This window comes from Streptomyces sp. NPDC002623, assembly GCF_053592635.1.
In genome coordinates, this window is sequence record NZ_JBSFWB010000064.1 from 990 (window position 1) to 21,638 (window position 20,649).

General features: G+C 71.9%; 11 protein-coding genes and 1 pseudogene. 2 read left to right on the plus strand and 10 right to left on the minus strand.

The genetic code is table 11. The annotated features are described in order from the left end of the window. The 9 genes and pseudogenes from ACWD4O_RS46555 to eccD all read right to left on the minus strand — a co-directional run. Positions 1–2,121 (minus strand): annotated as a pseudogene (locus ACWD4O_RS46555) (hypothetical protein); the annotation flags it as partial. 22 nt (positions 2,122–2,143) lie between these two features. Continuing rightward, positions 2,144–2,545, minus strand: coding sequence for a hypothetical protein (locus ACWD4O_RS46560; RefSeq protein ID WP_451289160.1), 402 nt, complete (start codon positions 2,543–2,545; stop codon positions 2,144–2,146). Next, complete coding sequence (locus tag ACWD4O_RS46565) at positions 2,542–3,021, minus strand: YbaB/EbfC family nucleoid-associated protein (protein ID WP_451289161.1); 480 nt, start codon at positions 3,019–3,021, stop codon at positions 2,542–2,544. The genes ACWD4O_RS46560 and ACWD4O_RS46565 overlap by 4 nt, the downstream gene beginning before the upstream one ends. A gap of 68 nt (positions 3,022–3,089) precedes the next feature. Then, complete coding sequence (locus ACWD4O_RS46570; protein WP_451289162.1) at positions 3,090–6,650, minus strand: AAWKG family protein; 3,561 nt, start codon at positions 6,648–6,650, stop codon at positions 3,090–3,092. Next, complete coding sequence (locus ACWD4O_RS46575; RefSeq protein WP_451289163.1) at positions 6,647–7,126, minus strand: type VII secretion system-associated protein; 480 nt, start codon at positions 7,124–7,126, stop codon at positions 6,647–6,649. Before ACWD4O_RS46575 ends, ACWD4O_RS46570 begins: the two co-directional genes overlap by 4 nt. A 201-nt stretch (positions 7,127–7,327) precedes the next feature. Then, positions 7,328–7,648: a WXG100 family type VII secretion target gene (locus ACWD4O_RS46580; RefSeq protein ID WP_351920594.1), complete on the minus strand. Its 321-nt coding sequence runs from the start codon at positions 7,646–7,648 to the stop codon at positions 7,328–7,330. A 63-nt stretch (positions 7,649–7,711) separates the two neighbouring features. Further along, the gene (locus tag ACWD4O_RS46585; protein ID WP_351920592.1) at positions 7,712–8,047 is read right to left on the minus strand and encodes a WXG100 family type VII secretion target; all 336 of its coding nucleotides are present in this window, start codon (positions 8,045–8,047) and stop codon (positions 7,712–7,714) included. A gap of 328 nt (positions 8,048–8,375) precedes the next feature. Then, positions 8,376–9,863 carry a type VII secretion protein EccB gene (gene eccB / locus ACWD4O_RS46590; RefSeq protein WP_451289165.1) on the minus strand — a complete coding sequence of 496 codons (1,488 nt, stop codon included), beginning with the start codon at positions 9,861–9,863 and terminating at the stop codon, positions 8,376–8,378. A gap of 186 nt (positions 9,864–10,049) precedes the next feature. Next, positions 10,050–11,450 (minus strand): type VII secretion integral membrane protein EccD, encoded by a 1,401-nt coding sequence (gene eccD, locus ACWD4O_RS46595; RefSeq protein WP_451289166.1) that lies wholly within the window; start codon positions 11,448–11,450, stop codon positions 10,050–10,052. 283 nt (positions 11,451–11,733) lie between these two features. On the opposite strand from eccD, the gene eccCa reads away from it, so the two are divergent. Beyond that, positions 11,734–15,705, plus strand: coding sequence for a type VII secretion protein EccCa (eccCa, locus tag ACWD4O_RS46600; protein ID WP_451289176.1), 3,972 nt, complete (start codon positions 11,734–11,736; stop codon positions 15,703–15,705). Positions 15,706–15,865: 160 nt separating this feature from the next. Here the strand turns inward: eccCa and ACWD4O_RS46605 are convergent, their stop codons facing one another. Next, positions 15,866–17,074, minus strand: coding sequence for a S8 family serine peptidase (locus ACWD4O_RS46605; RefSeq protein WP_451289167.1), 1,209 nt, complete (start codon positions 17,072–17,074; stop codon positions 15,866–15,868). Between the two features lie 270 nt (positions 17,075–17,344). Between ACWD4O_RS46605 and ACWD4O_RS46610 the strand changes: the two genes are divergently transcribed. Further along, positions 17,345–20,647, plus strand: a complete 3,303-nt coding sequence (locus tag ACWD4O_RS46610) for a right-handed parallel beta-helix repeat-containing protein (protein ID WP_451289168.1) — start codon at positions 17,345–17,347, stop codon at positions 20,645–20,647. Positions 20,648–20,649 lie beyond the last annotated feature (2 nt).

The window sequence follows — 20,649 nt, forward strand, 5'->3', positions numbered from 1 at the left end:
CGTGTTCTCGATGTCGGACTCGTCCCCGGGTCGGCCGTCGAACTCGTCCTGCGTGTTGTCGCGTTGTGCCGGGTCGGCCTGGTTGCGGTTGGCGTCCGCTGCGGTGGGTGCCTGGCCGGTGGCGGGCGGGACAGCCGGGGCGTCGGCGAAGGTGTTCTCGATGTCGGACTCGTCCCCGGGTCGGCCGTCGAACTCGTCCTGCGTGTTGTCGCGTTGTGCCGGGTCGGCCTGGTTGCGGTTGGCGTCCGTCCCGGTGGGCGTCTGGCCGGTGGCGGGGGCATGCGGGACCGTGGCCGGGGTGACGGCGGGCAGGTCTGCCGGGGTCTCCTCCGCGTCGAACTCGTCCTGCCAGGCGTCGCGTTGCGCCGGGTTGGTCTGGGCGCGGTTGCCGTCCCACCCGGACGGGGTCTGGCCGCTGGTGGGCAGGCTGCCCGGGAGGGTGGCGGGGGTGACGGCGGGCGCGTCGGGTACGCCGTTCGCCTCGTTCTCGTACGCCTCGGTGAAGCCGTTCTCCGAGCGGTACGGCGAGACTCCGGTGGACAGCACGGGCCGCGCGGCGCCGAGGGTGTTCAGGGCCGAGGAGGGCAGCCCGCCGGTGCTCTGGAGCGGGGGCGGGCTGTTGAGGCCGACGGGGGTGGTGGTCCGGTTCGGGAGCCCGTCGGTGGCGGAGGTGCGGTCCGGGCGGTCGGACGACGACGAGCCGTCGGGGCCGTTCGGGCCGTCGGACCTGCTCGAACCGTCGGTGCCGTCGGTGCGGTCGGTCCGCTCCGTGAAGCCGTTGTTCGCCGGACCGCCGCCGCTCGTCGGCACGGCGACCGGCGGGGTCTGCACGGGAGGTGCCTGCGTCGGCGGGACCGGTGTCGGCAGCGGCGTCAGCACCGGCGGGGTGGTGCGCGAGCCGCCCGTGAGGTCCCCGGGCAGCTGTCCCGCGTTCGCCGGCGGCACCGCGCCGGCACCGAAACCGGAGCCGGCGCCGTTGACGCCGTTGACCCCGTCGACGCCGCCGTCGGAGCCGTTCCGGGTCCGGTCGCCGCTCCAGCCGCTGTCCATGTTGTTGCGGAACGTGTTCGCGTCGTTCACCCCGCCCGGCGGGATCTTCGGCGGGATGAACTTGGCCCGCAGCGCCAGCGCCCCGGCGACCAGGCCCCCGCCGACCACCTCGCCGATGACCCCGCTGGTCGTCCCGTACGCCACCGTCGCCCAGTCGAAGGTCCACCGGTCCTCGAAGAGACCGTTGTAGAGCGTCTCGGCGACCCCCTCGCCGAAGCCCTCGGCCGCGCCGCTGATGGCGACGCCCACCGCCCAGCCGGGCGCGTTCCTGATGTCGAACCTGCTGTTCGGGCCGCCGCCTGGGGTGGGCAGGTTCACGTCGAACTTGCCGAGGTCGCCGGGGAGGTCGGTCTTGAAGAACTTGGCGCCGACGTTCTTGAAGAAGTTCCCCAGCGTCGAGAACACACTGATCACGCCGCCCGCGATGGCGCCGAACGCGAACGACTTGACGACGGCGAGCCAGTCGACGTTCTTGACCCGGCGGTCGTCCGGGTTGAGCCCCATCTGGAAGAGGTTGACCCCGAGGGTGATCATGGCTTCCTGGATGCCCTCGACCAGGCTGGGCCCGATATGGGTGATCCGGGTCAGCCGGTCGATGATCATCAGGATCGTCAGGGTGGTCCTGGCCCGCAGCAGCCACGCCTGGGTCAGGGACGTCCCGCCGGTGAAGAACGCCATCGCCGTCAGGAACGCCATCTCCGCGAGGAACATGATGCATTCGGCGAGGATCTCCCACTTGGCCTGCTGGACGTTCTGGGAGATGCCGACCTGGCCGTAGGCCGCGTCGTCGAGGCTCTTGGCGAACATCTCCAGGTAGTCGACGCCGCCGCCGTTGCCGGTGAGCAGGGAGAGGGCGTCCACGTACGGGTCGGCGACGCCCGGCGGGAGGGCCCGCGAGGCCTTCTGCACATGGGTGTTGAGCATGTCCCGGAACAGGCGGAGCCGGCTCGCGAGATCGGTGTAGATGACACGGCTGTCGAACGCGAGGTTCTCATGGGTCGTGATGGGGGTGACGCCCAGCGTGATCTTCAGGAGTTCCTGAGCCCAGGGCGGAAAGTTGATCTCCTCCATGTCCGACAGCCGTGCCCGCCGCTCAGTGCCGTGTGTCGGAGTCGGAGCCGTAGCCCGAGCCGGAGTCGAGGTCGTCCATCACGGAGTCCGTCCGGGACCGCTGGTCGTTGATCTCGTCCTGGGCGTACTGGCTGGTGCCCCTGATGCTGTTCATGTTGCTCAGGGTCGCGTCGACCACGCCGACGACCGCCTGCTCCATCGGGTCGCCGACCGCGCGGACGTTCCTGTTGCGCTCGTCCCAGCTCAGCTGGAACTGCTGGGACGGCTTGTCCGTGCCGTCACCGGGCCACGCCGAGAAGAGCTGTACGCCCGCGTCGAAGTCGGCGAACATGCTGACGATCTCCCGGCTCATGTCCCGCATCTCCTCGCCGCACTCCCTCAGCTCGGGGAGGTTCGCCACGAACCTGCCTTCGTCGACGCTCATGCCCTGCTCCTGCCTGTGGAGGTGTCGGTGTCGGTGTCGTCCTCGTGGATCTCGTCGCGCAGCCGGTCGCCCGCCGACCGGCCGCCGCCCCGGCCGTTGCCGCCCACGGCGTCGGCCCCGAAGATGCCCGCCCAGTCGACCTCGATGGGCCGGCCCCCGGGGATCGCCGGATTGGCGCCCATCAGCGGGCCGAAGGTGTCCATCACCTGGCGGGTGACCTTGGTACGGGCCTGCTGAGCGGCCTCCAGGACCGAGGCGGACAGCTGGGTGGCCGTCATGCCCTGGTACTTGTTGTCCAGGAACTTCAGGCCGGTCAGCTGCCCCTGCGCCCCGACCGTGGCCTCCACGGCGCGGTCCCGGGAGCGGGCCGTCGCGGTGGCGTCGCGCAGCCCGGCCTCGGCCTTGGCCACGGCGGCCTGGGTGGCCTCCAGGTGGGCCATCGCCTCGGCTATCTGCTGGTTGATTCCCTCGGTCACCGGTCGTCGCTCCTCTGGTTCACCTGCACGCTCATCGGTCGCCCCTCCCCCGGTTCGCCTTCACCGGCTCACCGGCCGATCACCGCCGGCGCGCCGCCCTCGTCCGTGCCCCACACGTCCTCGTCCTCCTGGACCCAGGTGTCGCGCACCCGGTCGCCGCTCTCCGTCTGCTGCTGCCCGGGACCGCCGGCCCCGCCGCCGCCCATCGGGGGCATGAAGGGGGTGCCGCCGGAGGTGGCCACCGTCGCCTCGCGCTCGTCGAAGCCGCCGTTGCTGCTCCGGGTCGCGGACCGGGCGCGGTTGCTGATCGCCCCATCGCTGTCGATGACGTTGCGGACCCGCTCGCCACTGCCCTCGCCGCTGCCCCCGCCGCCCCGGGGGCTCTGCATGCCGTTCAACGGCATGCCGCCCATGGGCATCTGGGACTGCTGTTGCTGTTGGGCGGCGGCTGCGGTGTTGCCGGCCAGGTAGTCGGAGGCCGAGTCGCCGTAGGCGGCGTTGTCGTACAACTCCTCCTCGTACGACGGAAGTTGGGTGGTGGTGTCCTGGTACTGGTAGCCGGAGCCGCCGTTGTTGAGATACCCGGTGGTCGAGTTGCCGTTCGGCTCGGTGACGGTCGTGACGCCGCTGTCCGGGTCGACCGTCGCCTTGCTGCCGTCCGGGTAGTTCGTCACCACCTGGCCCTGCGAGTCGACGTAGGTGCGGCTGCCGTCCGGGTTGTTCAGCACCTCGTCCGCGTTGAGGGGGCCGGTCGTGGACTGGCCGTCGGGGCGGATGACGGTGGAGGTCTGGAGATCCGGGTCGACGATGGTCTTCGTACCGTCGGAGAAGTCGGTGATCACCCGGCCCTGGTTGTCGATGTACGAGGTGCTGCCGTCCGGGTTGGTCAGCGAACCGCTGCCGTTGACCGGGCCGTTGACGGCACCGTTGACCAGGCTGTTGGCCGGGTCGTTGAGCGAGCTCTCGTAGCGGCTCTGGTAGTCCTCCTGCGCCTGGAGCTGCTGCTGCCGGTACTCGTCCTCCCGGGCCTGCTGCTCGGTGCGGAGCGCGTCTTCCTTGGCCTCCTGCCGGGCCTGTTCGGCCTTCTGCTCGGCCTGTTCCTGGTCGTACCTGGCCTGGGCCTCGGCCTCCTTGGCGTCCTGCCTGGCCTCCTGCCGTGCCTGTTCGGCCTTCTGCTCGGCCTTCTCCTGCTCGTACCTGGCGTCGGCCGCTGCCTGCTGGGCCTCCTGCTTGGCCTCGGCCTCGGCCTGCTGGGCGTCCTGCTTGGCCTCCAGCCGGGCCTGTTCGGCCTTCTGCTCCGCTTCCTGGCGGACCTGCTCGGCCTTCTCCTCCTGGTACCGGGCCTCCTGCGCGGCTTCCTGCTCGGCCTGCTGGGCGTCCTGCTTGGCCTCCAGCCGGGCCTGTTCGGCCTTCTGCTCGGCCTCCTGGCGCGCCTGCTCCGCCTTCTGCTCGGCCTGCTCCCGCTCGTACTTCTCCTCGGCCGCCTGCTGCTCGGCCTTCTGCTCGGCCTCGGCCTGCTGCTGTTCGGCCTTCTGCTCCGCCTCGGCGGCCTCCTGCTTGGCTTCCTGCTCCGCCTGCTCGGCCGCCGCCTCCTTGCGAGCCCGCTCCTGGTCCTCCCGCTGCTGCCGTATCTGCTGCTGCTGGATGACCATCTGCTGCTGCTGGTATTCCTCCTGCTGGGCCTGCTGAGCGGCCTGCTGTGCCTTCTGCTCCTCCTGCTGGGCCTGCTGAGCGGCCTCCTGCTTGGCCTGCTGCTCGGCCTGCTCCTGCCGCTGGGCCTCCTGCGCGGCCTGCTGTTCGGCCTGCTGGGCTTCCTGGTCGGCCTTCTCCTGCTGGTAGCGGGCTTCGGCCTCGGCTTCGGCGGCGTCCTGCTTGGCCTGCTCCTGCTGGTAGCGCTCCTCGGCTATGGCCTCCTGCCGGTCCTGCTCGGCTTCCTGCTCGGCCTTCTCCCGCTCGTACTGGGCTGCGGCCTCGGCTTCCGCCGCTTCCTGGTCGGCCTTCTCCTGCTGGTAGCGGGCCTCGGCCTCGGCGTCCCGGCGGGCCTGGTCTTCCTTTTCCTGCTGGTAGCGGGCTTCGGCCTCGGCATCCCGGCGAGCCTGGTCCTCCTCCTGTTCTTTCCTGATCCGCTCGGCTTCGGCCTCCTGCTCTTTCCTGATCCGCTCGGCTTCGGCCTCCTGTTCCTTCCTGATCCGCTCGGCTTCGGCCTCCTGTTCCTTCCTGATCCGCTCGGCCTCCGCGGCCGCCGCTGCCGCCGCCGCTTCGGCCTCCTCCTTGTCCTTCTTGGCCTGGGCCTCGGCCTCCGCCTTGTCCTTCTTGGCCTGATCCTCCTGCCAGTCGGCCTTCAGCGTGTCGCCGGTGGTACGTGTGCGGATCTCACCGATGTCGAAGGTCTGCGGACTCCACGCGTTGTGCACCGACGTCAGGATGTCCTTGGCGGGGACGCTGAGATGCTCGGTGACGCCCGCCTGCCAGAGCTGCACGGCGAGATCGCCGATCTTCTTCCAGGTGTCGAGACTGTCCAGCCGGCCGAAGTCCTGCGTGCCGGAGTCCAGTTTGGCGTTCTGGGAGAAGGTGCCCTCGGTGTAGTACTCCCTCGTGGTCGTCGAGTTCCCGTTGCTGTCGGTCGTCGTGCTGTACGTGTAGTTGATCTTCGTGATGTTGTGGTACCACACCCACTCCCCGAGCTCCAGCAGCCGGTCCATCAGCCAGCGCAGCGGATTGCTGTAGTTGCGCTGCCAGTAGTCCCAGGCCCAGTAGAGGTCGTCCATCCCCTGGTGCAGCGCCTTGCGCGCCTCGCGGATCTTCTGGCCCTGGATCGAGCCGCCCGCATGGCGCACGGTGTCCTCGGCGTACCCCTCGTACACCCGGGCGACCTTGTGGATGAGGTCCTGGAAGACGCCCGCGGCCGTGCCCTGCCAGGCGTTGTTGTCCTCCGTGCCGATCCACTGCTTCCATCGCTCGGTCTCGTCGGCGGACCGTTTGAAGAAGCGGGCCAGCCGGTCGAAGGAGTCGGCCACCCCGTCGAAGGTGCGCAGCACGACCGACGCGTCGGCCGGCACCTCGGCGCCGTCCCAGTAGAAGCCGTACGTGCCGTTGTCGGTGGCATCGTCGTCGTCGTAGTTGAGCGCGGTCTTCAGCGCCATCCCGCCGGCGTAGGAGTACTTCACGAAGTTCTTGTTGTCCCAGATCAGGTCGTCGCCCTTCAGACCCAGGCGTTCCTTGTACTTGCTCTTGACCTCGACGCCGGTCCTGACGCCGCCCTCCGCCGGGTCCGAGGAGCTGCTGATCAGCAGGGTGATCCGGGCCTTGTAGTACGCGACCTCCGAGCCCTCCCCATCCTCCCCGCCCCTGGTGTAGAAGGGGATGACGAAGTCGGTCTTCGAGATGTTGCGGCCCAGGTTCTCGCTGCGCCATTCGAGGTCGTCGAAGTCGACGTAGGTGACGCTCTTCTGCTTGGTCAGCTCGACGAGCATCAGCGGAATGCCGTGGTTGCCGGTCCACTGCTCGAAGAGGGTGGTGCGCTTCGGGAGCTCGGAGATACCGGTGAGCAGCTCCACCGCCCGGTGCCACCAGTCGTCGGTGTCGGTGAGCTCGCGGATGTACTCGTCGTGGAGGATGTTGAACGTCATAGTTCGTCACCCCCACCGTTCATGGACGACAGGTCGTCGTCGACGTCGATGAAGACGTCCGCCTGCTTCTCGCCGTTGATGGAACCGAGGTTGCTGCCCTGCGTCTTGAGCAGCGAGTGGACGGTGTCCTCCAGGCCGTCCTCGATGTCGGCGAAGAGCCGGATCTGGAGCTTGAGGATGTCCTCGACCTGGGTGATCATCCCGGTCACCGAGCTGAGCAGGTGGGTGGAGCTGAGCAGCACACTGGCGTCCCCGGCCATGCCGCCGATGGCGAAGGGCATCTTGGCGCCGGCGATCGTGGAGGTCGCGTCGTGCTTCGCCTCGGCGGAGTGCCAGGGCAGGGGCAGGACACCGTCCTCGTTCGGCTCCTTCAGGACCTTCTTCACCGACTCCTTGAAGGGGCGGACCTCCTCGGTGAGGAACTGCTTGACCGCCGTCTTGTCGAGCTTCACCGGAGTCTTGCCGGAATCCGCCATGTCCTACGCCCTCGTCTCCGTCATCCGCCCGACCATTGACCTTGGTGCGCGGAGCCCGCCCGGCCGCCGCGCACAGCACACACCGCACAGCACACGGGCGACGGCCCGTACGGTCGCCGGTCACCTGGCCAGTCGGTCACCTGGTCGCCTGATCGCCGTACGGACAGCCGCCCCCTTTGCTCGCACGCACCCTCACGGGTGTCAGCGCCCGATACGGACGCCCTCCCAGCTCTGGGTCAGCGCCTGCTCGGTCCGCTTGTAGTTGTCCGTCACGTCGAGCAGCAGGCCGGAGTGGCTCTGCAGCAGCTGCCGCATCTTCTCGACAGCCGCGTGCCAAGAAGCCTGCTTCTCGTCGTACACCGACCGGTCGTCACCCTCCCAGCTGTTCTTGAGCGCCGTCAGCTCGGAGTCCAGGTCGGTGAGGATCTGCGAAATGGCCCTGGTCTGCTGGATCATGTCCTCAGCAGCGTTGTTCATGCTGGCGTAGTCGACGTAGATGAATCCGTCGTTGTAGTCGGCCATCTTCTTCCTCGTCTCGCGCGGTGGGGAGGCTGTGGGCTGTGGTCGGTGGCTGCCGCTGCCCGGTCAGCCGCTCAGTGCGTCGAAGACCGACTGCGACTGGTTGTACGCCTGGTTGACGGAGTCGTTCGCCGAGCCCTGGGCGATGCCCTGCTGCCTGAGCGTCTCGTTCAGGGTGTTGATCATGTCGCGCAGGTTCCGGGAGATCACCTCGGCCTGCTCGTCCCAGAGCCCGAGCAGGTCCTGGTACGCCTTGCCGTCCGATCCCTGGTGGCTCGTGGCGAGGTTGGCCTTGGTGTTCTCGAGGTCCTGCCGGCGGGTCTGCACACTGGTGAACGCCTGCTCCAGGGCGTTGATGCCGTTCTGGGTATCGCGGACCTGGGACTGCTGCAAAGCTGCCACGGGCTGTTCCTCCGGATGTCGTCGGCGCCGGACGTAGGGCTCGGTGTGCTGCGGTGGCTTCCCGGCGCGGGCGATGGGGCCCGGCCGGTGCACACGTACGTCTGACGCTAGAAGGCGGCGGGCGACCGCTCAAAGCCCGGGCCCAGGGGCTTGCACCTGCGGCCGCGCAGCCTTGCACCTGCGTGCACCTGCGTGCACTTGCGGGCTCTGCCCCTGACAGCGCCCCGGTTTCGGAACCGGCGGGGTGGGGTGAAGCCCTCCGCAGGCGCCCCCTACCCGCACCCGGCCCGCACCCGCGCCCGCACCGGCCCCGCACCCTCAACGGAGCTCAGGCCCCAGGGCCCGCCCCGCACGGCGGGGTCGTCGTGCTGCTCCGGCCGAGCGTCGCGGCCTCGGGGCTGAGGTCCGGCCCGGTGGGCACCATCGCCAGCAGGGACGAGGGAAGGTCCTGGGCCTGTGAGGCGGTGTAGCCGAGCGCCGTGAGCGCGTCGGCCGACGGAACGCGGTACTTCATGCCCGTGTCGGTCACCAGGTACAGCGTCGCGCCGATGTCGGAGCCGTCCGCGCCCAGCGCGTGCACCAGGGCCCCGCCGCCCGGCGGCACCGTGATCCGGCCGACCGCGACACAGGCCGGCGTGAACCACTCGGCCGGGCCCTGGGCGGTGGGGCCGAGACCGTCCGCTTCGACCAGGGCGACGCTCACCCGGGTGCCGGACTGCCCGGACTCCACGGCGGCGCAGGCCGTCAGGTCCGCCGTCAGCGCCACCGGCTCCGGCGGCGTGGCGGGCAGCGCACCCCCGGATACCGCCCCCGCTCCCGCCGCCCCCGCTCCTGCCGTCGCATCGGACGCCGGCGCCAAGTGCCCGGCCAGCGTGGTGGATTCAAGGGGCACGGCGGTTGCCGTACGGCCCCCGTAGACCTTCGCCACGGTCTCCGGGTCGCTCAGCACCAGCGCGGCGGCGGTCGCGGTGAGCGGAGTCAGGCCTGCCGCACCCAGCAGGTAGTACCGCTCGGTGGCGCCGGGCGCGGCGACGGTGAAGACCTCGCCGACCCGCGTCGAACGGCCGCCCAGTTCGGGCCCCGGGCCGCCACGCCCCGGCACCGCGGGCGGGGTCAGGTCCGGCCCCGCCGACAGGGCGTTGAGGAACGCGGCCGACACGGCGACCGGCTGGTGCGAGCCGTAGCCGAGGGCCTCACGGACGTTGCCCTTCCGGTCCAGCCGGAACCGGCTGCCCTGCCACACCAGATAGGTCTCCCGATCGGGCCCGGTCACCAGCAGTCCCTGCCGCTCGCCGAGCCCGGTGCCGGTGATCCGCCGCGCCACCCCGAGCGTGGCGGCGGTGTCCCCCTCCAAGGAGCCCGAGCACACCTGCCAGGGGGCGTCGTCCAGGGCGGCGGCCCCGGGCAGTACGTCCGGTGCGCCGGGGATGCCGACCGGCATCCCGCGCGGTGTGTCGGCCAGCGACGCCTCACCGACGTTCACGGTCTTCAGCTCGGCGCCCACCAGCAGCCGCGCCGAGGCGTAGTTGCGCACCGGCCGCAGTCGGCCGTCGAGGTACAGGTAGCGCGACCCGGTGCCCTTGGCGACCACCAGGGTGCCGGCGGCGCGCCAGGAGTCGCTGGTGCCGGGCTTCAGCAGTCCGAACACGAACGCGCCGGCGGAGATCAGCACGGCGACCACGATGCCGATCACCACCCCCCGGTTGGTTCTGCCCTGCGGGCTCTCCGGGGCGTCCGGATCGGCTCGCAGCATGGCCGAGGTGAGCCGGCCCATGACGAACATGTGCGCCATGACCTGGTCGCGTTTGGTCTGCACGAGGGGACTCCGTCCGGGTCAGGTGTGGGGGGGGCGGGGGGTGCGGCATTTCGGCCTCGTCGGCCTTCGAGGCGCAGGGGGGCGGAGCTGCGGGGCTGTGGGGCTCTTGGGACGCCCCCCACCCCCCGCGAACCGGGGTCCGGGGTGGGGTGCAGCACGCCGCAGGCGCCCGCGCCCTCCCCCACTTCACGCGTTCAGCCCCCGCAGGGCCCCGTACACACCCAGCACCCACAGCGCCAGCGGCAGCAGACTGATGGCCGCGGCGGAGTGCAGGATCTCCCCGGCGCGGCCCCAGTAGGGCACCAGCCGCCGCCCCGGCACCGTCCACGACGTGATCGCGGCAGCGGCGGTCGCGGCGAGCAGCGCGCCGGCCGTCAGCAGCCGGCCGCCCGGCGAGGCGCCGGCCGCCTGCTCGACGACCAGCAGCAGCGCCCCGGCGATGCCGGGGACGACCAGGAACAGCCGCTGCCACACATTGCCCAGCCCGCGCCCGTGCAGCACCAGCAGCAGGGACAGCGCCACCACCATGATGATCTCCGGCAGGCCGTCGTGCCCGGCGAGCAGTACCAGGCAGACGGCGCAGGTCACGCCGGTGGCGCCGTACAGGGCGCTCATCCAGCCGTCGGCGAGCACCGCGCGCGCCGAGACCACCGCCGTCGGATGGGGTTCGATGCCTTCCTGGAGCTGCTGGGCGTTGGTCGGCAGCGGCGGCATCCGCAGTCCCGACATGCGGAAGGCCAGTGAAGGCACGAACGCCCCGAGCACCACCGCGACCAGGGCGACGATGCCGGCCACATGGTGCGCCGGGAGGTCCGCCGCCGACATCAGGACCCCGGCGAGCACGCCGAGTACGGCGATCACGGCGAGGGCGAGGAAGAGCGCCGCGAAGCTCGCCACCGCCGCCAGCGCCAGGATGGCGCCGCCCGCGCCCGCCGCGCAGGCGGCGAGCAGCCGCAGGCCCAGCGTCTCGGGTCCGTGCGGGCCGGTCAGCGAGCCGCCGGGCAGCAGCCAGCCGGCCACCGCAAGGTACGGGCTGACCATGCAGCCCAGGGCCGCGGCCGCGCCCGCGTCGCCGACCGCGCGGCTGGCCGAGGCCGCTCCGGCGAGCAGCAGCAGCCCGCCGCCCGCCGCGCACAGTGCCCGCAGCCACCCGGGTCCGCCGGGCAGGGCGATCACCAGCAGGCCCACCGCGAGCAGTGCGACGGCCACTCCGCGCAGCACATAGCGGCTCACCTCCGGGGTCCAGCTGTACGGGCGGCCCCGCATGGTGGTGGAGATCCCGTCGACCAGGTCGTCCAGGTGTGCCTCGGGCAGCGCGTCGACGCGGGGCCGCAGGTAGACGGTCTCGCCGTCGCGCAGGTCGTACGAGTCGAGGGTGCGTTCCTCGTCCAGCGGTGCGCCGCCGAGCCGCTGGAGCACCCAGCCGCCGTGGTCGATGCCGGTCTCGCCGAGGTCGGCGCCGCCGTAGCCGAGCACGGCCGGCAGCAGGTCGGCCACCGGGACGTCGGCGGGCACAGCGAGGTCGATGCTCTTGCTGGGGGCGCGCACGGTCAGACGGCAGAGTCCGGCTGTCTGGTTGTCCGGCATCGGGCAGGCTCCATCAGGGCAGGCTCACGCTTCTCCCGGGTCTTCCCGGCTTCCACGGATGATTCGTCGGCTTTGAGTGGCTTCAGGGTTTTTGGCGGTTTGGTGGTTCGATGAGAATCGTCCACGGTCCCGCGTGTCAACCAGCCTTGTACGAAAGGGCAATTCGGGGCGTGGGTGGCACAGGCGCCTTTCGGGATGACGCACATTAGCTGGAGTGGCGCCCGCCCCGTGCACCGGGCTCCCCGCTGCCTCTCTGCCTTCCCGAGGAGACTGTTCGTTGAGTGTGGTCCTGTTCCGCCGGCCGGCCCGTCGGCGTGGCCCCGAGATGCCCGAGGGCGAGCTGAGCCTCCAGGAGCCGCCGACCCTGCCCGAGGTGGTGCCGGACAGCTCGGCGATCTGGACCTATCTGCCGATGGCGCTGATGTCGGTGTCGATGATGCTGATGTTCATGCGGCCCGGCAGCACGGGCTCCAACAGCAGCTTCATGTATCTGGCAATGGGCCTGATGGTGCTGTCGTCGGCGGTGATGATCATCGGCCAGACCATGCGGAAGAACAGCGAACGCAAGCAGCGCCTGAAGGGCGAGCGCCGCGACTACCTGCGCTATCTCACCCAGACCCGGCGCAAGGTGCGGGCCACCGTCGCCGAGCAGCAGCACGCCCTCGCCTGGCGGCACCCGCCGCCCTCGGCGCTCTGGTCGATGGCGGGCACCACCCGGCTGTGGGAACGGCGGCCCCAGGACGAGGACTTCGGCGAGGTCCGGGTGGCGGTCGGCGACCAGAAGCTGGGCCTGCGGCTGACCCCGCTGTCGACCAGCCCGGTGGAGGACATGGAGCCGCTCACCGCGCACGCGCTGCGCAGTTTCATCCGCGCCTACGGGACCGTCCCCGACCAGCCCATCGCGATCTTCCTGCGGGCCTGGGCGCGGGTGCTGTTCCGGGGCGACGAGGAGGCCGTACGGTCCCTGGCCCGCGCCATGCTGGCCCAGTTGGCGGCGTTCCACGCACCCGACGACGTGTGGATCGCGCTGTGTGTGTCGGACGAGCGGCGGGCGGACTGGGAGTGGGTGAAGTGGCTGCCGCACAGCCTGCATCCGCAGGAGCACGACGGCGCCGGCCCGGCCCGGATGATCGTCTCCTCGTTCAACGAGCTGGAGGATCTGCTCGGCGCGGAGTTCCTGGAACGGCCGTCGTTCGACCCGGACGCGACGCCCGGCCGGGAGGAGCCGTTCACGGTGATCGTGGTGGACGGCGGCGCGGTGCCCACCGGGCACCGGGTGGACGGCACCGGCTTCCGCAACACGGTGGTGCTCGACCTGGGCGGCGCGCTGTCCTGGCGGCCGGGCCGGGTCACACTGCGCTTCGAGGTGGCCGAGGACGCCTTCGACCTGGTCCGCACCGACCGGGAACGCAAGGAGCAGATGGCCCGGCTGGGCCGCCCCGACCGTCTCGGGCCGCGCGGCGCCACCACGCTGGCCAAGCTGATCTCCCCGTATCGGCTCGGTCTGGGCGGCGATGTCTCCGAGCCGCTCTCCGCGAGCACCGAACTGACTGCCCTCCTGGGCATCCCGGATCTGCACCGCCACGACCCGGCCGACCTGTGGGCCCGGCACACCGGGCCGATGCGGCTGCGGGTGCCGATCGCGGTCGGCGCCGACGGCACCCCGGTGGAACTGGACATCAAGGAGTCCGCGCAGGGCGGCACGGGCCCGCACGGCATGCTCATCGGGGCCACCGGCTCCGGCAAGAGCGAACTGCTGCGGACGCTGGTGCTGGCGCTGGCGCTGACCAACTCCTCGGAGACGCTGAACTTCGTCCTGGTCGACTTCAAGGGCGGCGCGACCTTCCTCGGCCTGGACGAACTCCCGCACACCTCGGCGGTCATCACCAACCTGGCCGGTGAGGCCGCGCTGGTGGGCCGGATGAAGGACGCGCTGCACGGCGAGTTGATCCGACGTCAGGAACTGCTGCGGGCCGCCGGGAACTACACGTCCGCACTGGACTACGAGAAGGCGCGGGCCACCGGAACACCGCTGGCGCCGCTGCCCAGCCTCTTCGTCGTGGTCGACGAGTTCAGCGAACTCCTCGCCTCGCACCGGGAGTTCATGGAGCTCTTCGTGATGATCGGCCGGCTCGGCCGGTCCCTGGGCGTCCATCTGCTGCTGGCCTCGCAGCGGCTCGACGAAGGCCGCATGCACCAGTTGGAGAGCCATCTCTCGTACCGCATCGGCCTGCGGACGTTCTCCGCGATGGAGAGCCGGGGCGTGCTCGGGGTGCCGGACGCCTACGAGCTGCCGCCGCAGCCCGGCAGCGGCTTCCTGAAGTCCGGTGTGGAGGCACTGGCCCGGTTCCGCGCCGCGTATGTCTCCGGGCCGTACGAGGAGCGTGGGGGCAGCGCCAACCAGGCCCGGGTGGCAAGCCAGTTGGCGCCCTGGACCGCCGGCTGGGTGGTGCCCCGGCAGGCTCCCGAACTCGAGCCGGACCCGGAGCCGGAGCCTCAGCCGGACGAGAACGGCGAGACCCTGCTGTCGGTGGCCGTGGGCCGGCTGCTCGGCTCGGGCCCGCCCGCCCACCAGGTATGGCTTCCGCCGCTGGACCTGCCGTCCACCCTCGACCAGGTGCTGCCCCCGCTCACCCCGCACCACGACCTCGGCCTGACCACCGTCGGCTGGCCCCTGCGCGGCAAGCTGAACGTGCCTATCGGCATCATCGACCGGCCCTTCGAGCAACTGCGCGACCTGCTCACCGTGGACCTGTCCGGAGTGGGCGGGAACGTGGCCGTCGCGGGCGGCCCGCAGAGCGGCAAGTCGACCCTGGTCCGCACGCTGCTCACCGCGCTCGCCCTCACCCACACCCCGCGCGAAGTGCAGTTCTACTGCCTGGACTTCGGCGGCGGAACACTGTCCGGACTGGCTGAACTCCCGCACATGGCGGGGGTGGCGAGCCGGCTCGACACCGAGCGGGTGGGCCGTACCATCGCCGAGGTCACCACGTTGCTGGCGGCGCGCGAGCAGTTCTTCCTCGACCACGGCATCGACTCGATGGCGACCTACCGCAGACGGCGGGCGGCCGGCGAGTTCCCCGACCAGACGCAGGGCGACGTCTTCCTGGTCATCGACGGCTGGTCCACCGTGCGGCAGGACTTCGACCGGAACATCCAGACGTTCAGCGCGATCGCGGCGCGCGGGCTCAACTACGGTATCCACCTGATCGTCACGGTGGCCCGCTGGGTGGAGCTGACGGCGGCGGTACGCGACCAGGCCGGCACCCACCTGGAACTGCGGATGGGTGACTCGATGGACTCCGAGGTGGACGCCCGGCGGGCGGCCACCGTGCCGCGCATCCCCGGGCGCGGCCTGACCCGCGAAGGCAAGCTGCACTTCCTCGCGGCCCTGCCCCGCATCGACGGCGTGGAGGACTCGGAGGACCTCACGGACGGCGTCGCGGCGATGGTCTCGGCGGTCAAGGAGTGCTGGCCGGGCGAGGCCGCCCCCCGGGTCCGCATGCTGCCCACCCTGCTGCCCGCCACGGAGCTTCCGTCCCCCGAGGGCGACTTCCGGATGCCGCTCGGCATCGAGCAGGAGGAACTCTCCACTGTGTGGCACGACTTCACCGAGAACCCGCACATGATCGTGGTCGGCGACACCGAGAGCGGCAAGACCAACACGCTGCGCCTGGTGGCGCAGGCGATCATGGACCGGTACTCGCCGGCCGAGGCCCGGATCATGGTGGTGGACTACCGGCGCGATCTGGTCGAGGCGATCCCCGACGCGTACCGGCTGGGGCACGCGGTCTCCATCGATGCGCTGAAGGACCTCACGGACGGGGCCGCCAGGGCGGTGGCCGCCCGCGTGCCGGGCCCGGACATCGCGCCCGGCCGGATGCGGCTGGCCGACTGGTGGAACGGGCCGAGGCTGTTCATCCTCGTCGACGACTACGACATGGTCGGCACCAGCCCGATGAACCAGCCCTTCGACCCACTCCTCAACCACCTCGCCCTGGGCTGGGAGGTCGGCCTCCACCTGGTGGTCGCCCGCTCCGCGGCCGGCGCCGGCCGCGGCCTCGGCGAGACCCTCCTGCGCCGCCTCCAGGAGGTCAACACCCCTGTCCTGCTGCTGTCCTGCCCCCCGTCCGAGGGCTACGTCCTCGGCAACGTCAAGGGCCAGAACCTTCCGCCGGGACGAGCGACGCGGATCGCTCGGCGCAAGACGGTGCGGATGCAGACGGGGCTGGTGGACAGGTCACCGGGGGCTTGACCGGGTGGGGGTCGGTACGGGGTGGGTGAAGGTCGGTACGGGGTGGGGGTGGGGGTCGGTACGGGGTGCGCCTGCGGCAGCCGTCCCGACCCCCACTCCCCCACACGCCCCGCTCCCTCACACACCCTCACCCCCACACACCCGCACCCCACCTACCCACCTACCCGCCCGCCGCCCGCCACCCCCTGGCCCGCCCTCGCGGCAGAACGACGGCCCCGGCCGCCACCAGTACCACCACCCCCAGCGCCACCCCCGTGACCAGCAGCGCCCGGCCCCGGGGCCCGGCCGGAGCGGGGGCCACCAGCTCGGCCGGCCCGGCGCTGGGAACGGCGCCCCGGGAACCGGCACCGGCGAGCACGGCCGACAGCGAGGCGTACGCATCCAGCCGGGCCGGCATGGCCGGATACGCCACCGACATCAGCCGGTGGGCTGTCTCCGCCGCCGACAGCCCGGGATACCGGGCCCGTACCAGGGCCGCCGCCCCGGCCGCCTGCGCGGCGGCGAAGGACGAGCCCGAGCCGATGAAGTGCCCGGTCCCCTCAGGCCCGACCCCCACCACCGAGTCGCCCGGCGCCGCCAGATCCGCGCCCGCCACCTGCGGCGCGCCCTCGGGGCGGCCGCCGTCCGGGCCGAAGTCCAGCACCGACAGGACCCCCGGGGCGGCGGCCGGCCAGTACGCCGACGCGGCGGGCGCCGTACGGCCCGTGCCGGGGACCACGGGCAGCGTGTCGGGCGCGACCGGCGCGACCACCAGCGCGTCCTGCCGCGCCGCGTGGGCGACGGCGGCCGTCAGTTCGTCCTTGCCGGCCGCCAGGGCCTGGCCGACGTAGATCACCCCGGCGCCCTGGTCGGCGGCCGTACGGATCGCCGTCGCCAGCCGGGCCGGCGTGGTGGCGCCCTGTCCGTCCGTGCCGCGCACCGCGAGGATCCGGGCCTCCGGAGCGAGCCCCGCCACCTCCGTGCCGTCCTGGGGGGCGGCGGCGATCAGCCCCGCCGCGAACGTGCCGTGCCCCACACAGTCCGTACCCGCCTCCCCGACCGCCGTGACCCGGCCGGAGAGCGCGGGGGCGGCCGTGCCGACACCGGTGTCCACGACCGCGACGGTCACCCCGGCGCCCCGCGAGAACTGCCACACCCGGGTCAGGCCCAGTGCCTGCCGGGTCCACGGGGCGTCGGTGGCCCGCTCCGTGGACGGCTCCACACACGCCCCGCCCGCCGGGAGTTCGGATCCCACCGCGGGCAGCCCCACCTCGTCGGCCGCCAGGGCCGGTCCCCCGGTCGCGACCGGCAGGGCGGCGGTCAGCACGGTCAGCAGGGCGGCGGCCATCAACCGTGCCACCGGGGGGTGTCGATCACCAGCACGTCGCATGGCGCGCATGCTACGTGAGGCCCCGCCGCCCGCCGTTCCGGTTGTCCGCAGGGGCAGAATCCGCTGCTGAAAGGGGCAGTCCGGGCCAACGGGCAGCCGCTGCGGGAGATGCTGACAGCCGGTGCTCGGGGGCCCGCAACCTGCGCTGCGGGCATCTCCCCGGCCGCCCGCAGCGTGTCCGCGTGCCCGCGCACCCGGCCGTACCCTTCCTTCCGTGTCCCCGGCCACGGGCGAGCCCGGCGACTGCGCCACCCACCAGGAGGTCCTTGCGTGTCACGGCAGTTGCTCACGGTCTCGGCGGACCGGCCGGACGACTTCCGGACGATCGGCGAGGCCCTGGCCAAGGCACGCGCGGGCGCGGTGATCCGGGTCCGTCCCGGCCGCTACCGCGAGAACCTCACCATCCGCACCCGGGTGACCATCAGCGCCGACGGCGACCCGGGCAGCGTGGAGATCTGCCCCCGCAAGGGCACCGCCGTACTCCTCGTCGCGGACGCGGTGATGCTCACCGATCTGACCCTGCGCGGCGGCAGCGAGGACCTGCCGGTGGTCGACGCGCCCCGGGGCCAGGTCGCCATGGACGGCTGCACGGTCGTCGGCTCCGGCTGGACGGCCGTCATCGCCCGTCAGGAGGGCTCGGTGGCGATGCGCCACTGCCGGGTCTCCAACCCGGAGGGCGCCGGCTTCGTCGACACCGCGCCCACCGGCAGCGTCATCGACGACTGCCGGTTCGAGAACCTGGGCACCAGCGCCGTCGTGCTGGGCGAGGAAGCCCGTACGACGGTCCGCGACTGCACGATCCGCGACGCCCAGGCCAACGGCGTGCTCGCCAACGGCGAAGCGCAGGGCCTGATCGAAGGCTGTGTCATCTCCGGCACCGGGAAGCCCGCCGTCGCCCTCGAGGGCCGCTCCGCCACCCGGGTCGTCCGCACCACCGTCCAGGACACCTCGGCCGGCGTCTACATCACCAGCGCCAACCGTCCCGCCCTGGAGGACGTCACCGTCACCGACACCACCGGCCCCGGCATCTTCCTGGCCGCCGGCGCCGACCCGGAGCTGCTGCGCTGCCGTACCAGCAGGACCAAGGACAGCGGACTCGCCGTCACCGAGCGCTCCCGGGGCACCTTCCAGGACTGCGTGTTCGACTCCGCCGCCGCGTCCGCGATCCGGGTCACCGGGTCGAGCGCGCCCCTGCTCAGGGGCACCGTCGTACGGGACTGCGCCGACAGCGACGGAGCGGTGCTCCTCACCGGCAGCTCCCACGCGGAGTTCGAGGACCTGACCGTGGCGGACCCGGCCGGCACCGCCGTCGCCGTGCGCTCCGGCGCGGACCCCCTCCTGCTGCGGGTCAGGATCACGGGCGCGGGCGGCCACGGTGTGGAGATCACCGAGGACGGCCGGGGCCGCCTGGAGCAGTGCATGGTCGTCGAACCGGGTGCGGCGGGGCTGCGCACCGCCGACGGCGGCCGGCCCGTGGTCCGGGATCTGACCGTACGTGACGCCACCGGGCCCGGTGTCTCCGTCGGTGACGGCGGCCTCGGCGCCCTCACCGACTGCGAGGTGTACGGCGGCCACTCGTCCGGCATCGCCGTGGAAAGCGGCGGCCGGCTCACCCTGACCCGGGTCCACGCCGACGGCGCCGGAGCGCACGGGCTGCTGGTCGGCGACGGCGGCCGGGCCGAGCTGGACGGCTGCCGGATCAGCCGCAGCACCGGCGACGGCATCCGGGTGGACAGCGCGGAGCCCGTCTCGGTGGTCGGCTGCGTCGTCCAGGACAACCGGGGCGCGGGTCTGCGCCAGTCCCGGCCGGGTGAGCGGCTCACCGTGGAGCGACTGAGCAGCAGCGGCAACGCGCTCGCCGACGAGTGGGGCGCCGTCACCGGAAGCGGGCCGGCCGCCGCCGGGGACCGCAGGTCGGCCGCCCCAGCGGGCCCGATGGAGGAACTGGAGGTCCTGGTCGGGCTGGCCGACGTCAAGCGGCAGGTACGCACCCTGGTCAACCTCAACGAACTCGCCCAGCGTCGTGCCAAACTCGGCATGCCCACCCCGCCGATGAGCCGGCACCTGGTCTTCTCCGGCCCGCCTGGCACCGGCAAGACCACCGTCGCCCGGCTCTACGGCGGCATCCTCGCCGAACTGGGCGTGCTGCGCTCCGGGCACCTGGTCGAGGTGTCCCGGGCCGACCTGGTCGCGCAGATCATCGGCGGTACGGCCATCAAGACCACCGAGGCCTTCGAACGGGCCCTGGGCGGTGTGCTGTTCGTCGACGAGGCGTACACCCTGCTGTCCGACAGCGGCAACTCCGGCGCGGACTTCGGCCGGGAGGCCATCGACACCCTGTTGAAGCTGATGGAGGACCACCGCGACGACGTGGTGGTGATCGCCGCCGGCTACACCGAGGAGATGGGCCGCTTCCTGTCCTCCAACCCCGGCCTCGCCTCCCGCTTCACCCGCACCATCGACTTCGCCAACTACTCGGTGGACGAACTGGTCACCATCACCCGCACCATGTGCGAGACCCACCGCTACGAACTCGACCCGCACACCTCGGACGCGCTCGCCCGGCTCTACGAACGGATGCCGCGCGACGCGACGTTCGGCAACGGCCGCGCCGCCCGCAAGGTGTTCGAGGAGATGGTGGACCGGCAGGCGTTCCGGCTGGGCTCCATGGACTCCCCCGCCGAGCGCGACCTGTCACTGCTGCTGCCCGAGGACGTCGGAGGGGACAGCGACGCCGACGCGGACGCGGCCCCCGACTCCGCGCAGCTGCTGGCCGAACTGGGCGCCATGATCGGCCTGTCCGCCGTCAAGCGTGAGGTGACCGCCCTGGTGAACGTGCTCACCGCCGCCAGGCACCGGCGGGCGGTCGGCCTGCCCACCCCCAACGTCGGTCGGCACCTGGTCTTCTCCGGCCCGCCCGGCACCGGCAAGACCACCGTCGCCCGGGTCTACGCCGACCTGCTGCGCTCCCTGGACGTCCTGCCCAAGGGCCAGCTGGTGGAGGTGGCCCGCGCCGACCTGGTCGGCCGGTATGTCGGGCACACCGCGCAGCTCACCAAGGAGGCCTTCGAACGGGCCCTGGGCGGTGTGCTGTTCATCGACGAGGCGTACACCCTGACCCCCGAGTCGACTGCTTCGGACTTCGGCCGGGAGGCCGTCGACACCCTGTTGAAGCTGATGGAGGACCACCGCGACGAGGTGGTGGTGATCGCCGCCGGCTACACCGAGGAGATGGGCCGCTTCCTGTCCTCCAACCCCGGCCTGGCCTCCCGCTTCAGCCGGACCGTCGAGTTCGAGCACTACACCACGGACGAACTCGTCGCCATCATCGGCAGGATCGCCGCCGGCTCCGGCTACGACGTCGGCTCGGACACCCTGCGCGCCCTGCACGCGTACATCGACGCCATTCCCCGCGACCGCTCCTTCGGCAACGCGCGCACGGCCCGCCAACTGATGGACGCCATGATGACCCGGCAGGCCGGTCGCCTCGGCGCCATGGCCGTCCCAGGCCTGGAGGACCTACGCACCCTGCTCCCGGAGGACCTGCCCGGCCAGGACCTGGCAACCGCCTGAGG

Excerpts from the sequence above, each read along its gene's own strand:
- ACWD4O_RS46560 (WP_451289160.1), bottom strand. The coding sequence starts at position 2,545 with ATGAGCGTCGACGAAGGCAGGTTCGTGGCGAACCTCCCCGAGCTGAGG.
- ACWD4O_RS46575 (WP_451289163.1), bottom strand. The coding sequence starts at position 7,126 with ATGGCGGATTCCGGCAAGACTCCGGTGAAGCTCGACAAGACGGCGGTC.
- ACWD4O_RS46605 (WP_451289167.1), bottom strand. The coding sequence starts at position 17,074 with ATGCGACGTGCTGGTGATCGACACCCCCCGGTGGCACGGTTGATGGCC.
- ACWD4O_RS46580 (WP_351920594.1), bottom strand. The coding sequence starts at position 7,648 with ATGGCCGACTACAACGACGGATTCATCTACGTCGACTACGCCAGCATG.
- ACWD4O_RS46570 (WP_451289162.1), bottom strand. The coding sequence starts at position 6,650 with ATGACGTTCAACATCCTCCACGACGAGTACATCCGCGAGCTCACCGAC.
- eccD (WP_451289166.1), bottom strand. The coding sequence starts at position 11,450 with ATGCCGGACAACCAGACAGCCGGACTCTGCCGTCTGACCGTGCGCGCC.